Source organism: Falsihalocynthiibacter sp. BN13B15 (genome assembly GCF_041205415.1).
In the GTDB taxonomy this organism is placed as follows: domain Bacteria; phylum Pseudomonadota; class Alphaproteobacteria; order Rhodobacterales; family Rhodobacteraceae; genus Falsihalocynthiibacter; species Falsihalocynthiibacter arcticus.
In genome coordinates, this window is the sequence record NZ_JBGFCE010000004.1 from 355,613 (window position 1) to 379,675 (window position 24,063).

At 49.6% G+C, this 24,063-nt stretch carries 17 protein-coding genes and 2 pseudogenes; 4 read left to right on the plus strand and 15 right to left on the minus strand.

Features of this window, described 5'->3' with window-relative positions; genetic code table 11:
- The first annotated feature begins 53 nt into the window (after positions 1–53).
- A complete protein-coding gene (locus AB9F26_RS09395; protein WP_369767877.1) occupies positions 54–902 on the plus strand; it encodes a LysR substrate-binding domain-containing protein in 849 nt (282 codons plus the stop codon).
- A 24-nt stretch (positions 903–926) separates the two neighbouring features.
- Here the strand turns inward: AB9F26_RS09395 and AB9F26_RS09400 are convergent, their stop codons facing one another.
- Complete coding sequence (locus AB9F26_RS09400; protein ID WP_369767878.1) at positions 927–2,168, minus strand: lytic murein transglycosylase; 1,242 nt, start codon at positions 2,166–2,168, stop codon at positions 927–929.
- Between the two features lie 257 nt (positions 2,169–2,425).
- Between AB9F26_RS09400 and AB9F26_RS09405 the strand changes: the two genes are divergently transcribed.
- Positions 2,426–3,316, plus strand: coding sequence for an NAD-dependent epimerase/dehydratase family protein (locus AB9F26_RS09405; RefSeq protein WP_369767879.1), 891 nt, complete (start codon positions 2,426–2,428; stop codon positions 3,314–3,316).
- 275 nt (positions 3,317–3,591) lie between these two features.
- On the opposite strand, the gene AB9F26_RS09410 is transcribed toward AB9F26_RS09405, so the two are convergent.
- Together AB9F26_RS09410 and rpsU are read right to left on the minus strand one after the other, a co-directional pair.
- The gene (locus tag AB9F26_RS09410; RefSeq protein WP_369754216.1) at positions 3,592–3,840 is read right to left on the minus strand and encodes a ParB N-terminal domain-containing protein; all 249 of its coding nucleotides are present in this window, start codon (positions 3,838–3,840) and stop codon (positions 3,592–3,594) included.
- A gap of 1,548 nt (positions 3,841–5,388) precedes the next feature.
- Positions 5,389–5,595, minus strand: coding sequence for a 30S ribosomal protein S21 (gene rpsU, locus AB9F26_RS09415; RefSeq protein WP_082802156.1), 207 nt, complete (start codon positions 5,593–5,595; stop codon positions 5,389–5,391).
- Positions 5,596–5,951: 356 nt separating this feature from the next.
- Between rpsU and AB9F26_RS09420 the strand changes: the two are divergent.
- A pseudogene (locus tag AB9F26_RS09420) lies at positions 5,952–6,452 on the plus strand (DDE-type integrase/transposase/recombinase); the annotation flags it as partial.
- A 497-nt stretch (positions 6,453–6,949) separates the two neighbouring features.
- Here the strand turns inward: AB9F26_RS09420 and AB9F26_RS09425 are convergent.
- The 4 genes and pseudogenes from AB9F26_RS09425 to AB9F26_RS09440 form a co-directional block, all read right to left on the minus strand.
- Entirely contained in the window at positions 6,950–7,363 is a 414-nt protein-coding gene (locus AB9F26_RS09425) for a VOC family protein (RefSeq protein WP_335586320.1), read from the minus strand.
- A 322-nt stretch (positions 7,364–7,685) separates the two neighbouring features.
- A pseudogene (locus tag AB9F26_RS09430) lies at positions 7,686–8,570 on the minus strand (transposase); the annotation flags it as partial.
- Complete coding sequence (locus AB9F26_RS09435) at positions 8,569–8,802, minus strand: hypothetical protein (RefSeq protein ID WP_369758028.1); 234 nt, start codon at positions 8,800–8,802, stop codon at positions 8,569–8,571. The gene AB9F26_RS09435 and the pseudogene AB9F26_RS09430, both read right to left, overlap by 2 nt.
- Before the next feature lie 214 nt (positions 8,803–9,016).
- Positions 9,017–9,199, minus strand: coding sequence for a hypothetical protein (locus AB9F26_RS09440; RefSeq protein WP_335586321.1), 183 nt, complete (start codon positions 9,197–9,199; stop codon positions 9,017–9,019).
- A gap of 432 nt (positions 9,200–9,631) precedes the next feature.
- Between AB9F26_RS09440 and AB9F26_RS09445 the strand changes: the two genes are divergently transcribed.
- Positions 9,632–10,438, plus strand: a complete 807-nt coding sequence (locus AB9F26_RS09445) for an MBL fold metallo-hydrolase (RefSeq protein WP_335586322.1) — start codon at positions 9,632–9,634, stop codon at positions 10,436–10,438.
- Between the two features lie 489 nt (positions 10,439–10,927).
- Here AB9F26_RS09445 and rlmF read toward each other — a convergent pair whose 3' ends face one another.
- The 8 genes from rlmF to AB9F26_RS09485 form a co-directional block, all read right to left on the minus strand.
- Positions 10,928–11,854 carry a 23S rRNA (adenine(1618)-N(6))-methyltransferase RlmF gene (gene rlmF / locus AB9F26_RS09450; protein WP_369767880.1) on the minus strand — a complete coding sequence of 309 codons (927 nt, stop codon included), beginning with the start codon at positions 11,852–11,854 and terminating at the stop codon, positions 10,928–10,930.
- A gap of 719 nt (positions 11,855–12,573) precedes the next feature.
- Positions 12,574–15,237, minus strand: coding sequence for a DEAD/DEAH box helicase family protein (locus AB9F26_RS09455; RefSeq protein ID WP_369767881.1), 2,664 nt, complete (start codon positions 15,235–15,237; stop codon positions 12,574–12,576).
- Positions 15,230–16,867: a site-specific DNA-methyltransferase gene (locus AB9F26_RS09460; protein ID WP_369767882.1), complete on the minus strand. Its 1,638-nt coding sequence runs from the start codon at positions 16,865–16,867 to the stop codon at positions 15,230–15,232. The genes AB9F26_RS09455 and AB9F26_RS09460 overlap by 8 nt, the downstream gene beginning before the upstream one ends.
- A gap of 60 nt (positions 16,868–16,927) precedes the next feature.
- Positions 16,928–18,694 carry a hypothetical protein gene (locus AB9F26_RS09465; protein ID WP_369767883.1) on the minus strand — a complete coding sequence of 589 codons (1,767 nt, stop codon included), beginning with the start codon at positions 18,692–18,694 and terminating at the stop codon, positions 16,928–16,930.
- A gap of 10 nt (positions 18,695–18,704) precedes the next feature.
- Positions 18,705–21,590 (minus strand): SNF2-related protein, encoded by a 2,886-nt coding sequence (locus AB9F26_RS09470; RefSeq protein ID WP_369767884.1) that lies wholly within the window; start codon positions 21,588–21,590, stop codon positions 18,705–18,707.
- Between the two features lie 315 nt (positions 21,591–21,905).
- Positions 21,906–22,328, minus strand: a complete 423-nt coding sequence (locus tag AB9F26_RS09475) for a hypothetical protein (protein ID WP_369767885.1) — start codon at positions 22,326–22,328, stop codon at positions 21,906–21,908.
- 322 nt (positions 22,329–22,650) lie between these two features.
- On the minus strand, positions 22,651–22,977 hold the full coding sequence (locus AB9F26_RS09480; RefSeq protein ID WP_369767886.1) for a DUF6626 family protein: 327 nt from the start codon (positions 22,975–22,977) through the stop codon (positions 22,651–22,653).
- 200 nt (positions 22,978–23,177) lie between these two features.
- Positions 23,178–23,948, minus strand: coding sequence for a hypothetical protein (locus AB9F26_RS09485; RefSeq protein ID WP_369767887.1), 771 nt, complete (start codon positions 23,946–23,948; stop codon positions 23,178–23,180).
- Positions 23,949–24,063: the final 115 nt, after the last annotated feature.

Here is a 24,063-nt window from a genome sequence, read left to right on the forward strand (position 1 = left end):
CATGTCTTGTCGCGCCAGACTGTAGGAAATCTACTGCGTATGCCGGAGCTACAGTGCGAAACATCAACCTCAACACCCTTCAAATGTTTGACGCCGCTGCGCGCCATCAGAACTTCCGCCTTGCAGCTGAAGAGTTAAATCTGACGCAAGGGGCCGTCGCACAACGGATTCGGCAATTGGAAACGGATCTGGGGCAACCGCTTTTTGAACGCTTGCCGCGCGGTTTAAAACTCACCAAACAAGGCCAAACCTATCACAGATCAATCCACCAAGCGCTGGCGATCATTACCAAAGCTACGGCCGTTTTCAAACCAGACGGGCGACGCATAACCCTGAGTGTTCCGCCATCGTTTGCGACAAAATGGTTGGTGCCTCGCCTGCCTGATTTTGAGCGGGCGCACCCAGAAATAGAGCTGCAAATTCGCGCCGAGGAAGGCCTCGCTGATTTTAAGAACGACGGAATTGATTTGGCGATCCGTCAAGGCGCGCCGCCCTTTGCCGAAAATCTCGACTGGGCCCTTTTTGCCCCCCTAAACCTTGTCGCAATAGGGCACCATGATCTGCCGATTACCAGCGTATCAGACTTCGCCCGCTACACCCTCATTCAGGATAGCCACAAACACTGGGATGCCCTGATTAATGCCGAAGAAATCGTACCAGAGCGCCGTTTTCTTCAATTCAACCAGACAGCACTCGCGATGGATGCCGCTCAAAACGGCCAAGGGATTGCGCTTATCCCGCATATTTTCTTCAACTTGACAGACAAAGCCCAGCAAGTGCTGTGGTCCCTCCCCGCCAGCGATAACGTTGGGTTTTACCTCGTGTGGCCAAAAGACGCCGCGCAGAAAACTGCGAGCGTTGCAGTGCGCGACTGGCTTTTGGGCGCTCTGCCGCCCCGATAGTGGTAGGAGCGGCTAGCCATAGTTTTATCCGAGCCGTCGGAGGAGATCTAGCGACGGTTCGCCCGTCATCGACAGGCCGACGCTGCGTTGATAATCCCGAATGGCATCGCGGGATTTGGGACCAATGACGCCATCACTTCCGCCGGTGTCAAACCCCCGTGCGGTCAAGCGTTCCTGTAGTTTGCGACGATCATCAATCGTCATGCCGTTGCTGTCAGGCGGGAAGCTTGTCACCAACGGGCCTGCGCCGGCAATCCGATCCGACAAATACCCAACGCCGATGCCATAATTCACCGAGTTATTATAGCGTAGGATGACATCGAAGTTTTGGAACACTAGAAAGGCTGGTCCCGTGGTCCCTGCGGGCAGCAAGAGCGCGGCCCCGCCGTGATTTGGGATCGATCCACGCGCAGCTTTGACGCCAAGCGCACCCCATTCCGCCGCTGATTTCCGCTTTCCACGCCCTGCGAGGGACGTATTGAAACCTGATGGCAAAATGACCTCAAGGCCCCAGATTTGCCCCCGTTTCCAACCAGATGCCGAAAGATATGCCGCCGCAGAAGCAAGGGCATCGGTGGGGTCATCAGACCAAATGCCGCGCCGTCCGTCGCCTTCAAAATCTACAGCATAGGCGGCGAATGTTGTGGGGATAAATTGTGTGTGCCCCATCGCGCCCGCCCAGCTTCCGACCAGATTATCGGGGGCGACATCGCCGCGCTGAAGGATTTGCAAAGCCGCGATAAGTTGCTTCTCAAAAAAGACACCCCTGCGACCGTCATAGGCCAAGGTCGACGTTGCCGAGACGACCGAAATGTCGCCACGGCGCGCGCCATAGTTACTTTCCATTCCCCAAATCGCGTCCGTAGTTTGTCCGGGCACGCCGTAGCGCGCTTCAATTTCCGAGAAGAGCTTTGCACGCTGCTGAAGCTTGGAGCGCCCCTCTATGACTTTGTCATTGGAGGCAACAATGGCCAAATAATCTTCGAGTGAGCGGGAAAATTCCGTTTGGTTTCCATCCCGTTCAACCACCCCAGGCAGGAAGCCTGCATTGCGAAACGCACCGTTGAGAGTAGCTTGCGAGATTCCCTGCGCCTGTGCCCGCGAGCGAAAGGAAGCGACCCATGCGTCGTACCCTGCGTTGGCCTGAGGACGCAGCCCCGGATCCTCAACAAGGCCGCCAACGTCGCGACGCCCACCGCCCGATGAGCAGCCCGCCAAAAACGCGGCCAAACCCGCGTTCACAATCCATCTGCGTGTCATGTTCATTCGAGGGTCCTTCCGAAATGTCCTTGAGAAATAAATTCTCACTCAGATCCAGCAGAGAATACTACCGCGCCTCTGTGTGTTAAACGCGAACCTACTGTGGCTCAATCGGAAACATTCCAAAACGCCTTTCAGGCAATCAACCGCGGATACCGCCCTTGTGATCCTGTTTGAATAGAATACAACTTCCCGAAAGAGACGCTCTGGGAACCGACCCTAGGCGCAGGCCAAATTTTGACCAATGAAGTGGGGAACAGAAAATGCGTATTCTATTTACAGGGGGGGCAGGTAAGGCTGGTCGGCATGTGTGCAGATATTTGCGCGATCAAGGGCATCGGGTGGTCAACGTCGATCTTACGCCCCTAAACGAAGCGGGTATCGACAACCTCCTAGCCGACATCACCGACTCAGGCTCCATGTTCAACGTGATGACAAGCTATGCAAATTTTGACGAAATGGAAGCGGGAACAGGCGTTCCAAAGTTCGATGCCGTCGTGCATTTCGCCGCCGTCCCCCGCATTCTGATCAAGCCAGATCACGAGACGTTTCGGATCAATACTGTGGGCACCTACAACGTGATCGAAGCCGCAGTAAAGCTGGGAATTCCCAAGGTTATATTTGCCTCTTCAGAAACCACCTATGGGATTTGCTTCTCAGATGGTACTGTCAATCCACATTATTTACCCGTCGATGAAGACTATGATGTCGACCCGATGGACAGCTACGGTTTGAGCAAAGTCGTCAATGAAAAAACAGGCCGCGCCTTTCAAAGACGTTCTGGCATAGACATTTACGGGCTTCGGATCGGCAATGTTATTGAACCCGACGAGTACGAAAATTTCCCTGCGTTTTTCGCGGACCCTGGCGTTCGCCGCCGCAATATTTTTTGCTATATTGACGCGCGTGACCTTGGTCAAATTGTGGACCTTTGCCTCAAGAAGAACGGCCTCGGCTATCAGATCTTCAATGCGGGAAATGACACCAATTCGGTTAATATTCCAAACTCCGAAATTCTTGAGCGCTTCTTTCCAGGAGTGCAACTCAGCAGAGAACTGGCGGACAACGAAGCATTGTTCTCGAACTTAAAGATCCGAGAAGTGCTAGGATTTAAAGAGCAGCACAATTGGCGCCAATACATAAACGCGGAATGACCTAAGCGAGATTACGGCCGGATTAAGGAGCATGGGGTGGCGCAGAATGCCGACATACGGCACGCGCCATCTCGATGCCAAACGAAGGACTGACAAGCTACCTAAGTAGCAATCTACTGTCCGCGATCAATTATTTAATGATTGGTGCATTTTCATGTTTACTTCGATGCAATGAGGACGGGCGCATCGTTGGTCATACTGCCTTATTGCATGCATTTCCTCGCAGTGGCCGCCTAACAAATGAACGAATACAGCAGGTTGCGGCCTTGCTGTTTCTAGTGCAACTGCGCGCGTACCAGATAGCCTTCGACCTTATCCTCACCTAGTGCCCTCAGCGCCTCTAGGCGATGATACCCCTCGATCAAAACGAAACCTGTTTTTCCAGTCCGCAGTCTGATTGGGGTCGTCTGACCATTTTCAAGCATATCCTCCGCAATCGCCTGCAATTTGCCGAGATCAAGTGTCTTTTTGCGCTTGGCTGGAACGCGGATATCCGAAATTAAAAAGCTCTCTTTAGTCAACATATCCCGACACTGCATCGGTTTTCCCAAATTAGCCAGCCCAATGAGAGGATTGGCCGTAAGATTGGCTGAATAGGAAATAGAGAATAATCGAAGGAGGCGCTGAAACGCCTGAATAATCCTCTCAAGACGTCTTTGAAGACCAATTCGGTTTCCCCTGTCCGACATCTATAATTAACTGTCTAGGCCCCCAGGTTTTAGAGGGCGATTCATTGGATTTCCAGCGAATGATCGTATTTACATTTCCAATCGAGTGACATCGATCCACACGTTACTTCTCGGTGTAGAAAATGACCAACGAGTCAGGATGCGAAACTCAAAGAGGCCCCAAGGTAAGGTTGAAAACCTTTCGAAACGTGCATCCCCCGCAGGCCTGCGGAAAAAAATGGAATACAAACAGGGAGACCCTAAACACGGCGATGCAGGTCCGGGTAATTCCAATATTTTTTGCAAGTCGTCAAAGTTGTTTCGACGGCCTTTTGACCGTGCGAGCAAAGACGCGAGCATTCAAATCAACCGTCAAATACCTTGTGAATGGTCATTGGTCGAGGCAGGTGACAACGCGCTTCGGTTCATAGTTTTTCACATCTTTCTGCGGTCCCCGATACCAAATTGAGGAATACAGTTAGAACTCACCTCCGAACGTCAATTAACAGCATAGTTCGACTCGTTCTCGAAGAGGCATCAGCCAACGACCAAGACCTTTCCACACCCAAATTAATGAGAACCGAGGTCGGAAGCATGGTTCTACTTTCCGCACCTCAAGTGTTAGCTTCAAAAACCTGATAATACTGAAATTGCCCCAACAAATCACGCGCTCTGGAACTAATTTGACTTTTACGTTCCTACTCAATCAAACTTGGGCTGTCGGTGCAAAAAGGAAATTTTCCTACTTAATACAGCTCAGTCCTCGAATTTTAATTTTTCCCGATCGCATAATACAACAGTACTTCAGTTCCAAAAGGTCTTTCAATGACCACCTTCAGTTTTTCAAAAGCCGTTCCACTTCTTGCATTGATTGCAGCCTGTGCGAACTCTGGCTCTTATTATTAACCTGTAATTAGAGCCAGTTGGGCCTAACTATAGAAATGAATTGGCCCAATGCCAGAATCTAGCAGCTCCGCAAGGTGCATTTCAAAGCAACACAGCCGCCATCACGGTAGTCTTTCAGAATGAAGGCATCAACGTCCGCGATGCCGCGGCACTTGGTGCTTTGGCTGGAATTACACCCTCGAGATCAGACAAAGGTGACAACTAATATTCATCATTACCAGAACAAGCCACTTTCAAAAATTGATCACAGATACGCCATGCAGTGATAATGGCGTCCTGCCCTTTGGACATCTTCTTCTACCGTGTCGAAACACCCCATAATTGAATATTCCGTTGCCTTGAGAAGGGATGGGAATATGGCCAAGCGATTAAAATCCGGGCTGCGTATTTCCGCTAAACTACTGATTTAGAAAAAACAAAACCCCCGTCGACGAGGCGCGGGGGTTTTAAGAAACGGGTTACCCCGCCAATTTCATGAAATCGATTAGAAAGGAGTGCCTAAAGGCCGTTCTCACGTTCCCGACTCTTGCGAGCCAATTTACGCGAACGACTAATGCCTTCGGCTTTCTCACGAGCTTTCTTCTCAGAGGGTTTCTCGAAATGTTGCTTGAGCTTCATTTCACGAAAAACACCCTCACGCTGAAGTTTCTTTTTCAGCGCACGAAGAGCTTGATCGACGTTGTTATCACGAACAGATACCTGCATGTGGTTTTCACCACCTTCCTAAGTTTAAAATTTGCAAAAAATTGCAGGACATGGTCCTTTAGCAAGCAACGAGCAAAATGTCTACAGGGTACATTGCTGAACCTAACTGAATCGCCACAAACAGTGACAAAAGTTTTCACGTAGCTTCGGCCCGCAACGAACTTTAGTGGCTTTTTCCATAAATAACTAGTCCCGTGGGCAAGAGGATGCGTTGTCAATGGCAACCAAATACACGCGTGATGCGGTCCGCATCGCAACCACTAGCGGCCTGGCGCGGCTACAGGTTGCATCAGATTTAGGCGTGGGTTTGTCGACACTGAACAAGTGGGTTCAGAAGCACACAAGTAGGTTGACCTTATGTCTGGGCCTCATCAAGATATCGAGAAAGAGAACAGCGCCTTCGGAAGGAAGTTTTTCTGCTTCGCGAGGAGAAGGCAGCGGGTAGCAATCGCATGAAGCGAAATCTGGCAATACGCGCGTGGGCTATGACCGTGGCATTACGGCGGCTACCCCGTTTACCATACGGATCGTGGCTCGCAATTCTGATCGCATGATTACCAGAAATGCCTGATAAAACGCGGCTTCAAAGTATCCATGAGCGGCAAAGGGAATTGCTCCTCCTCTCGGGATCACGCTGCGTATAGCTCTGCCGGGCAATGGACAATTCCATGATGGAAACATTTTTCAAATCCATCACGGCAGAATTAATTTGGAGAAACCGATGGGAGACGCGGCGGCAGGCTGAAGGCGCAACATTCCAGTACATCAATGGATTTTGCAATCTACGCCGCCGACATTCATCGCGGGGAGGCAAAAGCCCCTTGGCATCTGAACGAAGGGCCGCAAAAACGAGCTGAGAGACAGGAAATGAACCGTCACAAGACCAGCTCCTCCTGAATATTTCATGCGGTGTAAATTCAAGGGAGATGGGCCAAGCGGGCAGGAAAGTCTTTGAGGCTGAATTGAAAGTTTTAAGAAGGACCGATTAACCCCGCGGAAAGGACTTAGGCACTCGCAGCAGCGAACAGCTAGAAAACCAGTGGCAATGGTCGTTCTAGATCAAAACCGCGTCATATGATTGACTATGAGATGGTCCGACGAATTTTCGACAACGCACGCTTCCGCCCAAATGAAAGTGATTGGGGGCATCTAATTCCCAAACATGAAGACCGCCATCCACGTCGGGGTTAGTACCGTTCGAAAGTAAAGAGATATGGGCACGCTTGATAAAGCCAGCCTGAAAAGACGGAAGTAAAATCTATGCGCGGTGTGTCAACTGTCTTATTTTGACAGAAACGGCTTTAAGGGACAGCCAACCAAATCCGAAAGAACTTGGCTGAATAGGCTCCTTTGATCAGGACGCAAACACCTTACTCAAATCTGCAAAGCCTTTCACCTCAATAGGGTTTTCAGACGGATCCCGAAAAAACATCGTTGCCTGCTCGCCGGGTTCACCCTCAAAACGCAGGCTAGGCGCGATCAAAAAATCGACACGTTTCTCTTTCAAGCGTTCCGCAAGCACCTTCCAATCCTCAATCAGAAGGACAACCCCCAAATGCGGCATGGGAACCATATGTTCGCCAACTTTCCCCGTCGAACGCGTTTCAAATGGCGCTCCCAAATGCAGCGATATTTGGTGGCCGAAGAATGAATAGTCTACCCACGTCTCCGTCGAGCGCCCTTCAATGCAGCCAAGCACATCGCCATAAAAAGCGCGCGCTTTATCAAGGTCCGTCACATTGTACGCCAGGTGGAAGGGAGTGAGCATCGTCGTTTTCCTTTTTTTGATATGTCTACAACATCTTCCTAGCAAAAGCACCTAATCGCGCCATTGGTGCCAAAAACCCTGACGACGGACTGCTCAGCGATAGCAGAATCTGACATCCGCGGTGCCTCCAAACAAAGGGTTGTCCTCTAATGTCGCAACGTTTTATTACGCTACTCTTGGCCATTTTTGTGCCAATATTGTCAGGCTGCCTACACGCGCTTAATGTGACAGTTTTTCGAGACCTAATTTGTGCGTCGTCAGTGTTTATGGGGCCAAGAGCTACTTAATTTGAGCGAGAGGTTGGCTCATCTGGTTGGTTGTATTATGCGGCGCGTTGCCTGTGATGCAAGCGGCACGTTTCCGGTGTCTTGCATTTGATCCTTTCTCGTTGTCGTAGAATGGCTTTGTCGCGCCCGAAGTAGGCGTCGGCGGGCGTGACGTTGTTGAGGCTCTCGTGATAGCGCTGATGGTTGTTATGATTGACGAAAGCTTCGATTTGGGCTTCGAGATCGCATGGCAGGAAATAGTGTTCCAGCAATATCCGGTTCTTCAGGGCTTGGTGCCAACGCTCCACTGCCCGGCAGTCGCCGCTTGCAGTGATGAGAGGGATCTTGCCTTGGGTCTGAGGGTGATACGGCGCTCCGCGTGAGTGCTTCATGCCTTTGTCCTGCAACCGCTCGGCCAACTCTCCAGAGACCTAGCTGGAGCCGTTATACATTGCTCGGCAGTTGATACGCAGTATCAATCAGAGAGGCTTAGTAGTCGTGGTTTGTGAACAATGTGGACGTGGTCACAGCCAGAGGTTTCCAAGGCCAAATCCAACGTATCGGTCACGTCTTCTGTCCGCCTGTTTGTACAGAGCTTCCACGAGATAATGTAGCGGCTGTAATCGTCCAAAATAGTGCTGAGATAGAACCACCTCTAGCCCAGAACATTGCGGTAAGTGGAGTCCCTTTGCCAAAGCGGGTTGATCGCCGTGGTTTTGTCTTTGAACTCTTTGGCGGCTTTTATAGGCACGATCGATTTGCAATCAATGGCGTGAGATGAAGGCCGGACTGGTGATTTGGTCGTGCGCTTTTAGGACACGGTAGACTGAAGCCTCGGATACAAAGTAACTTTCCTTGTCTGTGAAAGTCACGGCCAGTTCTCGCGGGGACAGTTCTGTCTCCTTCAAGGCGAGCTTGACAACTTTCCGCCGCACCTCGTCAGCCCCTCTCGTTGATATTGCGTATCAACTGCCGGACAATGGACGGCACAGTACGGCATTCGACCACTGTCCTCGGACCAATGGCGGACAAGGTCTCATTGTCTTCATCGCGTAGCCCGTCCAAAACGATCTTGATCTTCTCCTCAGAGGAATACTGTTTGCGGGTGGCCCGCTTGATATCCTTGACGATTTTCTCGCCAGGACTTTTTCGTGTTCCATTTGTTTGTCTCATGTCCCACTCCTCAGTGCTTACGATGAGCCAAAAACTATCTCTTATCAAACCACCCTATTTGGATCCAATGGCGCTGACGTCAGGCATTGTGGGGTAGTATTTGCCGTCCCTTGTTGTCAGCAAAACTGCATGTCGCACGATCCTTTACGTAAATCTGACTCCCGGTCAGTTGGTAGCGATTCATGCGCTAATGCTTTCTAAACCCATTTTAAATTTAGCGCTCGTGTTTCACTTCGATGAGTATCGCATTGTTGAGCAACGATTGGCTGTTTATTCCGGAAGACGGAATCGCCTTATTCGTCCCCGCGAGCGTCGGCCGACCACAGGCCATCGCAGTGGTATTCGAAAGAATTGGCAGGCAGACCACCAGCCCAGAATGCCCTAACAATCTAATCATGATTAGATTCCCATTTTCTGATCCGCTCGATGGAAGTATAAAAAGGTGAAGATCTTTGGACAAAAATAAGAAAAGCGCCTAAAATCTTAGGGGCCAACTTCTCAACAACCGCTCATTTTCCCAAAACAACGGGTTGTACCGCGCCCAATTGGCAAACCTTCGAAAAGGAAGTTTCTTAAGCAAGACTCCCATGGATACCGCTCTAAAGCATCGAGATACAAAGGCACAAAACAGGTTCGGTGTGAAAAGGTGGAAAGGTGGAAAGGTGGAAACGGCAATCGCGCCTCTCCGTGAAGTGTCAAGACGTTGGTCAAATATGCGTGACAGACCTTGCTCGGCAGCAATAAATGTAAAATGTATTTTGTGAAACGGAAATAGAGTTGATCCAATGTGAGGCGAGCTACGTATATTTAGTTATTAAACGCCATTTGGGTGAAATTTAACAACAGGGAGAAACACATGCTTTCGAGAAGAAATTTCATTGGCTCCGCCGCGGCCGCCGCCGGGTCAATTTCCGTTCTACCACAACTCGCTTTTGCTAATGGCCATGGTATGATTTTCGGGAATGGAGCCGTTAAAATTATTCCAATCGCACATGCTTCTCTCATTATTGAGACACCGATGGGTGTGATTTATGCTGATCCAGTTGGAGATTTAGCCCTGTATGAAGGTATGCCCGCCGCGGATCTCGTTATGGTAACTCATCAGCACGGCGATCATCTAAACAACGATACGCTCGCAGGCGTCATGGGGGAAAACACTACCCTCATTTCAAACAAAGGCGCTCAAGAGCAAATGACTGAAGAGTTGGCTGCACGCGCTGAGGTGATTGGGAATGCAGAGACAACAGCCTTTGGTGATATCGGGATTGAAGCAATTGCGGCTTACAATACCACAGAAGACCGTATGAAATACCATCCCAAGGGGCGCGACAACGGGTACGTTTTGAATATCGGCGGCACGCGCGTGTACCTTTCCTCAGATACTGAAGACATCCCCGAAATGAGGGCGCTTCAAAATATCGACGTAGCGCTGTTGTGTATGAATTTACCATTCACAATGGATATTAATGCTGCTGCAAGCGCTGTAGCAGAGTTCAAACCATCTGTTGTCATTCCTTATCATTACCGTGGAAGTGACGGCGGCACACAAGATCCAAAAGAATTCGCCAAACTTCTAGATAGTGCAATAAAAGTAGACCAAGGGGATTGGTACGGAACGGGTGCTGGAAACGCTTAAGTCGTAGATAATCAATTAAGACGAAGCGCTCAGACAGAAACGTCTGGGCGTTTCTTTTCATTCCATGCCTCCCAATTGGTGAAGAACCGTTTTCAAGGCGGGGAGGTCTTTGAAAGTTGCGATGACTTTAACATTAAACGACTGGGAGACATCTTAGCGCGGCATGCCATGGAAAATTCGACTTGGCTGACTGCTGGCTCAATCGGCTTGCTATCACCCGTCAACCGCTGATCAAATTCTAACGCCTATACTTATCGAATTCGTTCGCTGCCGAGCCGAAGTGATAAGCCAATACGCATTTGGGTGCGCTCGCCAAATTTTGGCGTTGCCCTCAAAGAGCGCGACGACGCGCTGTTGATTCTTCGCATGTTAAATCTCGAACGTTACGATCTCAGTGATCATCCCCCTCTAGGGAAAAAAGACACGCGCCTTGGTTGATTACCGGCCGCGAGGCGATGCAATGTCCGGTCTGGTGGGGTGCCATCCGTTCTATTTACGAGCTTCATTCACATACAAAGATCGCTGACTTTTTTTGATGTAAGTCCAAGCAATAAAACGACTTGTTTTTTTCCCCTGTGCCATTTCGACTACTTTGAAATCAGCAACCTTAGCTTTTCCTAAAATTTTGTAGAGTGGCTGGAGGTTATCTTTTTTCGACACCAATGAGCTAAACCACAGGCACTGCTCGGCGAACTCCATGCTCTGTTCAACCATGCGGGCGATAAATTTTATCTCGCCACCCGGACACCAAAGTTCAGCGTTTTGACCGCCAAAATTGAGTTTGTTGGAATGCCCTTTGCCAAGGTTACGCCACTTACGCTGGGTGCCTTTATTAGCTTGTTCTATGGACGCATGGAAAGGCGGGTTGCACATGGTGATGTGAAAAGCATCATGGGGTTCAATCACGCCTCTAAAGATATTCTCAGGTCTATTTTGTTGTCTGAGGTCTACTTTCAGATTGTTGAAATGGCATATCTGCTGTGCCGACTTGATAGCGGCGGGGTCTATATCGACGCCAGTGAAGTGCCAGCCGTATTCACTCTGGCCAGTAAGGGGGTACACCAAGCTAGCACCAGTGCCTATGTCCAACGCTTTGACATTCCGCCCACGCGGAATTTCTTGATTGTTGCTGCAAGCAAGCAAGTCCGCCAGATAGTGGATGTAGTCAACACGACCGGGAATCGGAGGGCATAGGTAATTGGCTGGGATATCCCAAAAATTGATACTGTAATAAGTCTTTAGCAACGCGCGATTAAGCATACGGACCGCCGACACGTCTTGAAAATCGATAGTCGCCTGACCGACAGGGTTGCGGATCGTGAATGCCTCAAGTTCAGGTGAATGCGCGACTAAACGCACAAAATCGTAACCTTCTCTGTGTTGATTACGGGGGTGCAACTTAGTTTTGGTGGCCATGGGGGAGCCTTCATTAAGGGTGGTGGAAGTAACTAGCCAAACCGTGTGTTGATCCTGAGCAGCCTCACTTGGGTGGTCCAAGTTGAAAGTTAGTGCATGATTAGCCTTAGGGCCATTCGTGTCGCGAGCAAAAGGGCCTTCGCGGCACTGTGCAGCAAGGACTGAAGTGCGGCATTCGCGAAAATTTATAAATGTATTTTTCCGAATGGTGCCCAGGGGCGGAATCGAACCACCGACACGAGGATTTTCAAGACTTGTGTTTTAAATAAGTTATTGAAAGTAAACGGTAATTAAGTGCAAAAATGAGGTGTGCGAAAAACTGTGTGATAGCACTTTAAGCTGCGTACAGGGCAAACACTGTGTTCAACACAGTAACGTAGTGTATTGAAGAAAGCAACGAGCAGCCCAATTGCGTACCAGCATACACCGGATGTGCTCCTTGCTTTGCGCCTGGTATCTTTTCTGCAATAGCTGCTTTGTACGCCTCACGGTCTGCATACTCGCGCAAATCCCCGAGCTCTTGCCAACCGATTGCCCCCTAACCCTGGTCAACTGGTTTGCTGCCAACATGCTCGCCCATGTGTAGGCCCCAGACCTTTAGTTTTTCGTCATTAGGCATTCGAATCTCCAAAGAAGTTTAGGCCGTCTTATGCGTATTCAGCGTGAAAAGTATTTGCGGCGCATCTTTCCTCAAAATACTGGAATAGCGCATAATTCCCTCAAATCGATAGTCCCTCAAAGGTAGCGTTTTCAGAAATCTTTGAAGCAGGAACTAAGATATAGCGCCATTGCTTTTTCCCAAGGGGAGATAGCAGGGTATTTGCATTCTCAACCCAAACTTTAGCTGCGGCCGCCTTCGCGATGACTTCTGCAGCGTCAAGGTCGTTGTCTGCCTTGATTTCAAAGATAAGTAGTTCCTTTGAGGTTTCGACAACAAAGTCAGGATTATAGTTTTTGCTGCTGGCATATTCGATTTGAAACTGCCCCAGTGCAGGCTTGAGCCATGAGATAACGTCGGTCTCATCACTACGGTCAATCAAGCACGCAAAACGTCGCTCAGGATCACTATCGAACTTATGCTTCTTGAAGGGAGACTTCTCTCCTCCGACAAACACGAAAGACCTCGTCAAAGAAAGCGGAGTAGCAGGCAGTGTCAGAGGGATCACTTTACCCTCAATTTCAACAATCTGTTGTGGAGCCAGCGAAACGAACGCATGGTTCATTTTGACTCGAAACACCGTATCCGTTTTTCCAATATTCTGTCGCATTTGCTGCATAATAAACATTGTCAACTGGTCGCCCTGAGACAGAAGAACATTTTCTACTTCGCTGTCTGAGCTCAGATAGGATCGAAGATGCGTTACCATTTGGCCCGCAAGCTTGAATAACAGCTCAGCAGTACTGTCGTAGTCTATTTCAGGTTCAGCTATAATTCGCCTAACAAGATAATTCTCTAAGCGATCTTCCTGCGCAGCGCCCTCCACACGTTCAATACGCTTACGGACGTCGCTTCCGAGAGTTTGAACAAGTATGTCCCCATCGACGGGTCTGTTCTTGATCTCGCTTAGCCGCTCCAAGTTGAAATCATCAAACCAGAAGTGAACTTCTCTATCTGGAATGACTATAATTTCGGGGATCTCTATCGTGTTCTTAATAATGGCTTCAGTAACGCGCCTGACCACACTTGCGGTGTCTGGCCTAGCTTCTCCTAGATCCATATCTGTTTGACTAATTTGATCGTCAGCTTCAATATCACGAACAATGCTTGCAATGGTTTCGTCGTCAGCTAGCTCGTTAATCGATGTTTTTACCTTGGCTTGATAGCGATCGCGTACGAGCTCAAATGTGCGAGCTGCAATTTTCCTCTCGGCTTCGCTTTGATGTGTTGAGACTACTGGCGTATCGCCACTGTCTTGTTCATCGCTTTGGCCCGTCAGAGTCTCTTCAAATGCTGGAGCAACGGTAACCACTTTACGCTTTTCGTCCGAAACATCGCCACCATTACCAAGCGTAATTGTCTTCATTTGGACTACGGATCCGTCCTCTCTTGCCTTTGCGATCACATCGTCAAAACGATCATGAGCAATCACCGTCAGGGTATCCACCGTAGGATGGCCCGTTCTGCGCCCATATGGCAGCCGCAATCCTCGGCCAAGTGTCTGCTCTGTCAGAATTTCCGATGCAGAGGCTCTTAGCGGAACAATGGTATAAAGGTTAGTGACATCCCAACCTTCCTTCAGCTTGTTTACGTGAATGACGATTTCGGTATCTGAAGAGGTTTCCAGTCGCACAAGGCGCTGCATAGCCTCATCGCTTTCTTCCCCAGATTGCTTAGAGTGAACTTCAGCAACTTTGCCTCTGTAAGCACCCTCATAAAACCGGTCGCTCTCAATCTGTTCTCTCAGCGCCCGTGCGTGGGTCGTGTCTTGAGCGACTACCAGCATAAATGGGTTGACCCGTTCCCTACCGTTCTGTTTGGCGTATAGCTCAAGTTCAGTCCGCACATATTCATGATAGAAAACACCGTCTTTCAGCATGATATCTTCAAGTTGCGCTCGGTCGTACTTTTTCGGATCAAAATCGGTTCTGGTCGCCACGGCGGGCTCTTTTACGTAGCCGTCATTCATCGCGTTACCGAGGCCGTAGTTGTAGACCACGTTCCTGAACGGCTTTGGCGATGCGCCTACCGTTTTCGGCGTTGCTGTCAGTTCGATGCCAAGTCGCGGCTGTAGCTCATAGATCGACTTCGCGGCGGCCTTAGCGCGGTAACGGTGCGCTTCGTCCATCAGCATCACAAGATCGGAATGGCCGGCTAGATAATCAAAGTAGCTCTCGCCAAGCGTTTCTCTGAATCCGCGAATGCGGCCCTTCTCTTTGTTGATTTTATCGACGTTGAAGATATTGATGATGGCCTCGCCACCGAACAAGTCGGCGCCCCGGATACCGCGCCCCTCCTCCCATGTGTCACCGGTGACAATGATCGGTGGGGTTTGAGCGAATTGAGATATGCCACGGAACACGTACTTTGGCGACGATTGGCGCGAAAAATCTTCAACCAGCTTTTGGTAGATCGTTGTGTTTGGGGCCAGCACAAAGAAATTTTTCGATTTTCCACTGATGTACAGATAGCTGATGAAAGCGCCCATGAGGCGGGTTTTGCCGACGCCGGTCGCGAGAGAGAAGCAAAGCGTTGGAAACTCGCGCTCAAAATCCTCAACAGATGGATATGTGTCTTTGATCACGCCCAAAAGGCGCGCCATGTCTGTCTCTTCGCTGAAATCCATCTGATCGAGCACATCAGCAAGGATCGTCAGGGCTTCTTCTTGCGGCACGCGCAGGGACAGGCGTTGGGTAATCTGGCGGAGAAGCTTGGCGTCACTCATTGTCGGATACTCCCTCGGCAAACAAGGGCAGATCGGCGTCTGGATCCTCTTCTTCGGCCATTGGCAGGTTTGCGACGTTGAGGGAGTAATCGTCACGTCCCCATTCGCACTTATCCAACACGATTGAAGGGATCTTGTGGATCGTCAGATTGTCGATGTTTTCACCGCCACTATAGGCTTTGCAACAAACAAGCAGCGTCCGGCCATTGCCCACATCAGCACTGATCTTACGCAACGTGTCATGGGTCAGGCTTTGGGTGGTGACATAGATGAAATCAGTCTCGGTCGAAAAGCCGTGGTTCCAGTAATCGGTTTCGCTAGGCGCATAGGTAAAGCCCATGTGCTTACACATCGCCTCTGCCAGCATCGCCGCGTTATATTCCTTGGAGATGATCGACATGCCGAAACGGTCAGTTTCGATAAGGGATGGAGCAAGAGTGTAATAGCGGAAGCCTCCGCCACCTTTCCAATCAACTGATTTTGTTATTCCACCGCCGTCATCTCCATCCACGACCTTATGTAGACGAGGAATAATGTGTGTATCACAGTGTTTTCCCAACTCGACCATAATCCAGCGGCGGCCCATTTTTTGCGCAACTGCACCAGTTGTTCCCGAGCCTGCAAAAGAATCAAGAACTAGGTCTCCTGGATTGGACCCAATCGCCAAGATACGGCTAATCAATCGCTCAGGTTTAGGAGTCGCAAAAATGTCATCTACCTCGCTCAAGACTGCGTTTAGTTCTTTTTTGGCTTCCGAATTGTGACCCACTTCGGAATGTGGCCACCATGTCGATGGCGGCAGGCTCTGCGCTACATCCGAAAGGAATCTCTTTAAGCGAGGCATATTTCCGCCATTGGCCCCAAACCAAATCCGGTTGTCCTCGACAAGCTCTTGCATTCTCTCTTTCGTAAAACGCCAGCTTGAGCCCTTCGGTGGATAGTATTCTTTACCCGCCGGTGTCATCACAGGATAATATGCATACTCTCGATACTCTGTTCGAAGGAGATTGTCAGACGCCCAGACACCCCGAGGATCATTGTCAACATTCTTGTACCGAGCATCTTGCTCAGCAGTGCGAGGCATTCCGTTTATTGATAGCTCTGATTTCTTTTTTGCGTAAACAAGCACATGATCGTGGAATTCAGAAAAAAAGCCAGAGTCGGCTTTACCTGCAAACTTCTTCTGCCATATTACGTTGGCAATAAAGTTCGATCGACCAAAAATTTCGTCTAGAAGCACCTTGATATAGTGAGCTTCATTATCATCAATGGTTAACCAAATAGATCCGCTGTCGGAAAGAAGCCTTTTCAACAACTCAAGGCGGTCCCGCATTAATCCCAGCCAAATCGAATGCTCCAACCCATCCTCATAGTGCTCAAAAGCTGAACCCGTATTATACGGCGGATCGATGAATATGCACTTTACGTCACCTGCATAGTCTTGCTCGAGGGCTTTCAAGGCCAGTAGATTGTCACCTTTGATCAACACGTTATCAAATATGTCGCTCTCAGACCTGCGTTCATTGGCATGATAACTCTTCTCAGGGTCTTCAATCAAAATACGAGGTTCAAGGCGCGGGCGGTCATCCTTGCCCACCCATGTCAGTTCCAGCTTACCCTTTTTTGCCATCACGGCCCCCGTTTCTGTTTTTAGCCGCAATCGCGTTGTAGCGGTCGGTCTTTGATCTGTTCACTTGACAGCCAGAAAGCCATCCACGTCAAAGCCCGTCTTTTTCAATTGTACAATCAAATGCTTCATCGCGTTTCTATCAGTCTCGGTCAGGGCCGTCTGCCCCGATTTCAGCTTTCCAAGCGCAATTTTAGACTTCGGAGATAATATGCGCCGTGTCTTGGCAATCCGCTCAAGCTGCTCCGCCCGCCGCGCCCATGCTGATGTGCTGCTTTCGGCGGGTTGCTCGATTTCTTTAACGACCGCTACCGGCGCAGGTGCAGGGGCAAGGAACCCCAGAATCCTTGGAAACCTCTCAACTGCACCGTCTATCTGTCCGATTGCGTGGTAGATTGCCTGAAGTTCATCCCCTTGCGGCTGCTTGCGCTTCGTGACACGCCAAAGGCCCTGCTTCGTCTCAAAAGTGCTGCGGCCGCTGTGCCGCAAGATATCCGAGAGGCTGGCGACCTCAGCCCGCAAAGCCATATGTTCCTCAGCATCCGTCAGTGGCTTTTGGATGCCGGGTTTTTCAGCGGGCTCGGGCGCGACTGGCGGCCGTGGCTTTTGCTTGAATGTAATCACCTCTTTAGGCGTTAGGTTCGGCTTGCGTTTTGCATACGCTGGTGGCTGCTCTTCCACCTCAGCCTTCTTCTGCTTTGCTGCAGCATAGGCCTTCTTCTGTTTTGCTGCAGCCTCAAGCTTCTTCCGCTTTGCATTGGCAATCCACTCGGCGTTATCTGCCACATCTTGTGCACGTTCCTCAGCATCCGTCAGTGGCTTTTGGATGACGGGTTTTTCAGCAGGCTTGGGCGCGACTTTCGGCTGTGGCTTTTGCTTGAATGTAATCACCTTTTTAGGCGTAGGGTTGGGCCTGCGTTTGACGAGCGCTGAAGGCTGCTCTGCAGCTTCAGCCTTCTTCCTTTTTGCATTGGCAAGCCTCTCAGCTTCATCAGCCGCATCTTGTGCACGTTGATAGGCTTCCTCCGTTCGGCGTGTTTTGGCGTCTTCAAGATGGTCTTTCAATGCCTGCTGCGCGCGCTCTTGCGACCAGTTCGGACTAAAAGTCTCTTCCTCAATCAAAGGCCAAGCGATCTGCTTCTCTCGCCCCCGCATCCGCGCCTCGAACTGGACGGTATAGAGAACTTCGACATCGGCCTCATATGTCAGGCTTTCGATCAACGCCGTTTCGCGGGCCTCCGCCACTTGCCTGATCCGCTGGCGCTCCTCGACAAAAACTCTTCCGGCCCTCATTTCCTCATTCTCAAGGCGCTCGATCTCTCCATTGATCCAGATACGACGGTCAGCCGCTAACGAGAACGACCTCAGCTCAGACCGTAAGGCAGCCAAATGATCAGCAGCCAACTTGAGAACCTGATTGAACCGAAGTTCGAGGTGCTGCAGCTTTGATCTAGTTTCATCTTCCAACCCTTCTAGAGCTTCAAGAGATAACCCGTCGCATTCTCCTATGAAGTCATACCGCGACATCTCAGCAATCGCACTTAACTCATCAGGCGGATAGTGCTGGGTCGGCATTGGGTGCTTGGTAGGAAGGCCAAGTAAAAAGTCCGATTCCCAACTAGGCAGCGTGACCCCTTCGTCATTGCAACCAATGGCATAGGTCCGAGACTGCCAACCACTCGGGGTCGCCATTGTGACTTCGATGACTTGCAGCCACCCAGAAGCATTGACAAACTTCCAAGCAAGCCAGCGCGGACCTTCGAATTGATCAAGGTCGAATTCGACGTACGCAGGGGCGTCCCCCCAGAGGATTTCTGAGCCAAGCGACAATCAATGCACCCTAAGAAACTTTCCAGCGGAGAGTGAACAACATCTCCAGCGACGGTTGTTGGTTCAGCATTTCTGCAAACTCATCCAGCTTATCTGAAACCTGCTTTCTGATTGCTTTCCTGCGTTCGAATTTCGAGAGCTTTAGATCGTCCACTTCGCCCTCAAGCTTCTTAATCTTTCGCCCCATGGACAGCTTATCTTCCATGGACAGCTTTGGATCCCTTCGTTGTCTTTGAAAATCCTTTACTTCGACTTCCAAAGTATCAATTTGCGCATCTATCTCGATTTCAATATCAGCAGCATATCTATCAAGCCGTAATTCCTCTTCGTCGAGCCAAGCCATATTCTCTTCTTGAACCCTACTTGAAAAATCATCAAACGCTGCTTCCCCCGCCTCATTAAGATCATTTTCTGGAACAGCGAGAGAGGTTGGTTGGGGTGCTCGTGTGGGAACTTGCATCAGCTTTTCGACAATGTCTGATCCGCGCTGTCTGCCATCATCGGTTATAACGGCGCATAATATTTCTTCGCGCAGAGCGTCTCCGGTCGGCATGGTGGCTTTGTAGACCCGCAACCAGCCAACGTCACCTTTGAGCGCATCAATGCGTGCAACACGCCCATGAAATGGAGCCTCGTCCGGAACGAAGGTCAATTCTAATATCTCTGTCGACAAATCACGAGCAGACGCTTCTGAAATAAGACGCTTGCCAAGCCCGTCGTTCACTCGGAAAAATTGCCAATCGTTGTCGTCTGCTGTCGGCCATTTTGTTGTGTAAACTAGACCATCGTAAGAAAAAGCGTATTCGTCACCAATCGTAAAATCGATGTCTTTGAGCTCCCCACGGGCCAAATTTAGCAATTTTTGCTGGTACTCTGGTACCTTTTCGACAAGTGATTTCTGGCGTGAATGAAGCTTTGCAACTACGTCCCCATCCAGCGCCTCCAACACACAAGCGCGGGTCTCTGCGATGTCAGCATCAATGTCGTCTTTGATCCGGGTCTGCAGTTCGTCAAATTCAGCGTCTGCTTGTTCTCTTGTTCTACAGCGTTGAACGATTCCCAATACTTCCTTCTCAAAGTCGAGGCCTGATGAAATGCTGCCTAGCACTTCGTCACTCGAACCAAAAACGCCGTCAAACAGTTTGAACTTCTCACTCAAAAGTTGGTGAATGCGAGCCTCAGTATGGTTTTTTCTATTCAGCAAATTCACGACGGTGACATCTATGAGTTGGCCATAACGATGAATGCGGCCAATCCGCTGCTCGATTCTTTGCGGGTTCCATGGAAGATCATAGTTTATTAACACTGAGCAAAATTGAAGGTTAATGCCTTCAGCGCCACTTTCAGTCGAAATTAAGATCGTTTTCTCATCTGACTTGAAGGCCTCAACTAGGGCTGCCTTCATGTCTGCAGACCTTGAACCCGAGACCTTGTCAGTTCCAGCGTGGCGATCTTTCCAGGAGTTGTATATCCGCCGACTCTCAGGGTCTGCATTGCTGCCATTTAGAAGGACTAGTTTTCCTGAGTAGCCATGATTGCTCAAAAGCTGGTCAAGATACTTTTGTGTCCGAACGCTCTCAGTGAAAATTACTGCTTTATTTTTTCCACCTTTTTTTACAATTTGCTCCAATATAAGTGGCAATTTTCCGACTAGAGCTTCACCCTTCCCGTTTATTTGTATCGAGTTGGCAAGGAAGAGCATTTCTTCAATTTCAACGATTTCATTTGCAAGCAGTTGGGGATCGATGACTTCCATTTCTTCCACGTCATCTTCTGAATCCTCTTCCTCCAAAATGACGTCAAAGCCATCTAAGTCATCCGTCATTTGAACCGATGCTTTTTGCTTGTCCTTTAATCGACCTATCAAATTTTCGAGATATCGGGCCACGGCAAATGTCGAAGATCCAAGTATTTTTCGAACTTGCAGCAACACCAACGCATTGGCTCGATCGCCATATGAAACAGTGTCCTTTCTTTGCAGAAAGTCTGAAACATGTTCATAAAGTACGGTTTCGTTGTCGAACGGATCGAAGTCGAACGTCAGTGCTGTTCGCTTCCGGAAGTTGATGTGCCCTGCCTCTTGAACTTGCCTTCGAAGAGTTCTCTGGCAGACGGGCTCAATTCTCTTCTGCAGAGCGGCAAGGCTTTCAGGGTCTGGCCTTCCACGAACGTACTGAGTTCTAAACGAGTCCAAACCACCAAAATGAGAGTCGTCGATAACTGAAATCAATCCGTACAGCTCTAACAGAGAATTCTGCAATGGCGTTGCGGTCAGCAGTATCTTTGGAATATCGCGAAATGCGTCTGCAAGGGCCTGCGCACGTTTGGAAGTACCCTTTTTTTGCTCGTTCTTGTAAACATTTCGAAGTCGGTGGGCTTCGTCGAAGACGATAAGGTCCCACTTCTGAGCGAGACGTAGCTCATCCGCAATACGGGCTGCGTACTCGTATGACATTATCAAGGGCATTTTTGTATTTTTAAAGATGTCATAGTCCCCGCGTTTGCGGGCTTGTCGAACGACTGCAGCATCTAAGATATGTGTTGGGACCGAGAATTTTTCTTGAAGTTCCTGTTGCCATTGCTTCCGCAACGATGCCGGAACAATTAAAAGAATGCGCTTTTTTCCTTCAGCGATGCGCTGGGAAATTACGAGGCCTGCCTCTATTGTTTTCCCCAGCCCTACCTCGTCGGCCAGCAATGCGCCTTTGGAGAAAGGTGACTTGAGTGCGAAGAGTGCTGCATTTACTTGGTGTGGGTTCATTTCCACTCGCGCCGAAGTCAACGTTCGCGTCAAAGAGTTTTCCTGAGATCCTGCAAGTTGCAACACTGAAGCATAATATTTTGAATGAAATTTGGAAAAAATTGGTGGCATCTTGAGAGGACCTTTTAATTTCAAAACTATAGTGACTTTACAAAAGTGTAACCAAATTAAGGAAGTCGATCACGCTATATTTCAGAAGTGAATAAGGTGGCAAAAACATTCCCGGATATATATACCATTCAAGTTGATGCCTAACCTGCTCGTTTTTAACTATGCCTCTTGGTCTGACGGTCAACGGAATTTTGCAGTACTTTGTCACGGCACTTTTCGCAGCATAACGGCTCAAAATTGCGCGTACATTGCCAACACACGCTAATCGCTACACTGGGTGCAGACAGGGCGTAGTCGAGTACTGCAGCCGCAGCATAGACGCTGCATGACGCCAGTCCGTTAGTTTTGTGCCAACATTTTGATATGCGCTGCTTCGAGGTAGTGGCCAAAGTCTTCGGCCTTATAGCGCCAGAAGTCCTCGGTGAGATGCAAATCCGCATCCAAGGGCTCTTTGGGGCTAGCAGGCACGTTTGCGCCAGGAAATCCTAGATTGGCCAGTTCCTCGGGCGTCAGAAGGATGCGCGAAAAGATAGCCTTATCTTTTACTTGCCAGTAGAGTGTTGCGAAGTTGCGCAGCTTACCTGTGTTCGTAAGCTCTTTTGGTATGGCTATGCGCATGTCGCCACCCTTCGTGCCGGTGAAGTGTACAAAGGCAGTGTTTCGCCCTTTAAAACGCTCTTCGATCGTTTCAAAAAAGCCCTTGGCTGCAAACGGTGCATCGGACAGCCTCTCGTAGAATTCTTCTCTCGTCACCCCTGCCATTCTTAACGCTCCAAAAGTTTTTTGAATTCAATTAGTCACAGCCGAAAGCATCGAGCCAGATATGTCAACTCAGCTCATCAGTCTTTGGTGTATTAAAAGGCACTGGTTTTTTCGATTTGGGCTGTGCGTCAGGATGACGTGGTCGTTTACGCTTGGGTTTAACACGGAGTTGTGGGCGAGGCTTAGGACTGACCAACACCACCTCACAAACCAACATAGTTAGTGCTCCCATGGTATGGGGTGTCAAAATCACCGGGGTGAAACTGTAAGTACTTCCCACCCAGATTTTGCAGCGCAGATTTTTTGGACACAGGGGCCCCTCTCATAGCCCCATACGCTCTGGTGTCATCCACTTGATCTTGGCTTGCTGATCCATCGCATGCAGGCACTGGTCGCGCAGCTCTTTAAAGCGCTTTACCCATTCTTGGTGTTCCGGTTTTTCACTCTTGCCGAGATGATGCGAGTAGTAAGCAAGCTTGGACGCACAATTGGCCAATGCATCAGCGCTAGGCTGTGTTTGGTGGTGGCGCAATACGCGCAGATAGCTTTCGTCCTTTGCCAGCCAGCTCACACAAAATTCACGGTTTGAGGTAATGGCGTTGCACTCTTTCAGCTCGGCACACACATTTTCTAATACTCGTATCGACATGGGGTCTCCTTGAATGGCTGACCTGGCATTGAGCCAGTCAGTGTATTTATCAAGGGCGGCACATTTGTATGGTTTTGACCTAAGTTCATTTAGTCTGGTTCTGGGTGAACTTTATTTACTCTGGGGCAGTTACTGTGTTGGGTTTACTCTGGGACAGTTACTCTGGGACAGTTACTGTGTTCCCACACGAACGAGAGTTACTAGCGGCCCGAACGATATGGGAACCGTCCAAGTCCGGCATTTTGGATGTATTGTTCTGCAACCCGCAGGTGGCGTTGGGCAGCTTGTACCTTGCGACGTTTCACTTCGGATGTGATCCGGGCCGCTTCACGGTCATTCAAACGGACCCGAGCTTGCTCTGCCGTTGAGCCGTCCACAACATGGTTGACGCGTATATCAGCGATGTCAGCCAGAACGGCGTCGTCGACCCATTCATTGATCTTTTTCATATCCCAGACGACAAGATGCTGGTGAATGGAAGAAAGCATAGGATTTGTCTCGACCGGGTAGTGAGCATCACTCGTTACACGCTCCTGATCTAAATCAGCCTGTATGTCAGCGAGTATGAAGCGTATGTCGTCCAACACACGGTTGCGCTTGGCCTTCAGATCAATTCTGAGGGTAATTGCGCTGTCAAATCCCTGGCGCTGGTCGGTGTGCGCAACAACTGCGACGGGTTCGGCAAAAAGCTCCCAGTGTTTGTTCCACCAAGTTTTAAAGTCGCCTTCATGGATGTCGCCGAATTTGCGATACAGTTCAGCGCAAGCGCCATTCCCACCTTCTTCGCAGGTGAGGCGATAATCGTCATTCCGCTTAAGATAGAGCCACCAGTAATAGTAGACCGAGCACTTCCAGCTCTCAGCGCCGGCATAAGGCGGCTTAGGTGCACGATAGTGATACGGCACATCCCCAAAGTCCGGCGGCGCATAGACAAAATAGGGCTGAGTCAGATTTTTTTCTTTATTTTTCAATAGATCACTTGATGCCAGCCTTGCAGGCGCAAAGGTTTCGTCAACGAATATTGAAATATGAGCTAGGAATTATTTGTCTCGCTCTGCTGTCCAACATCCAATCAGTCAGCAGTCG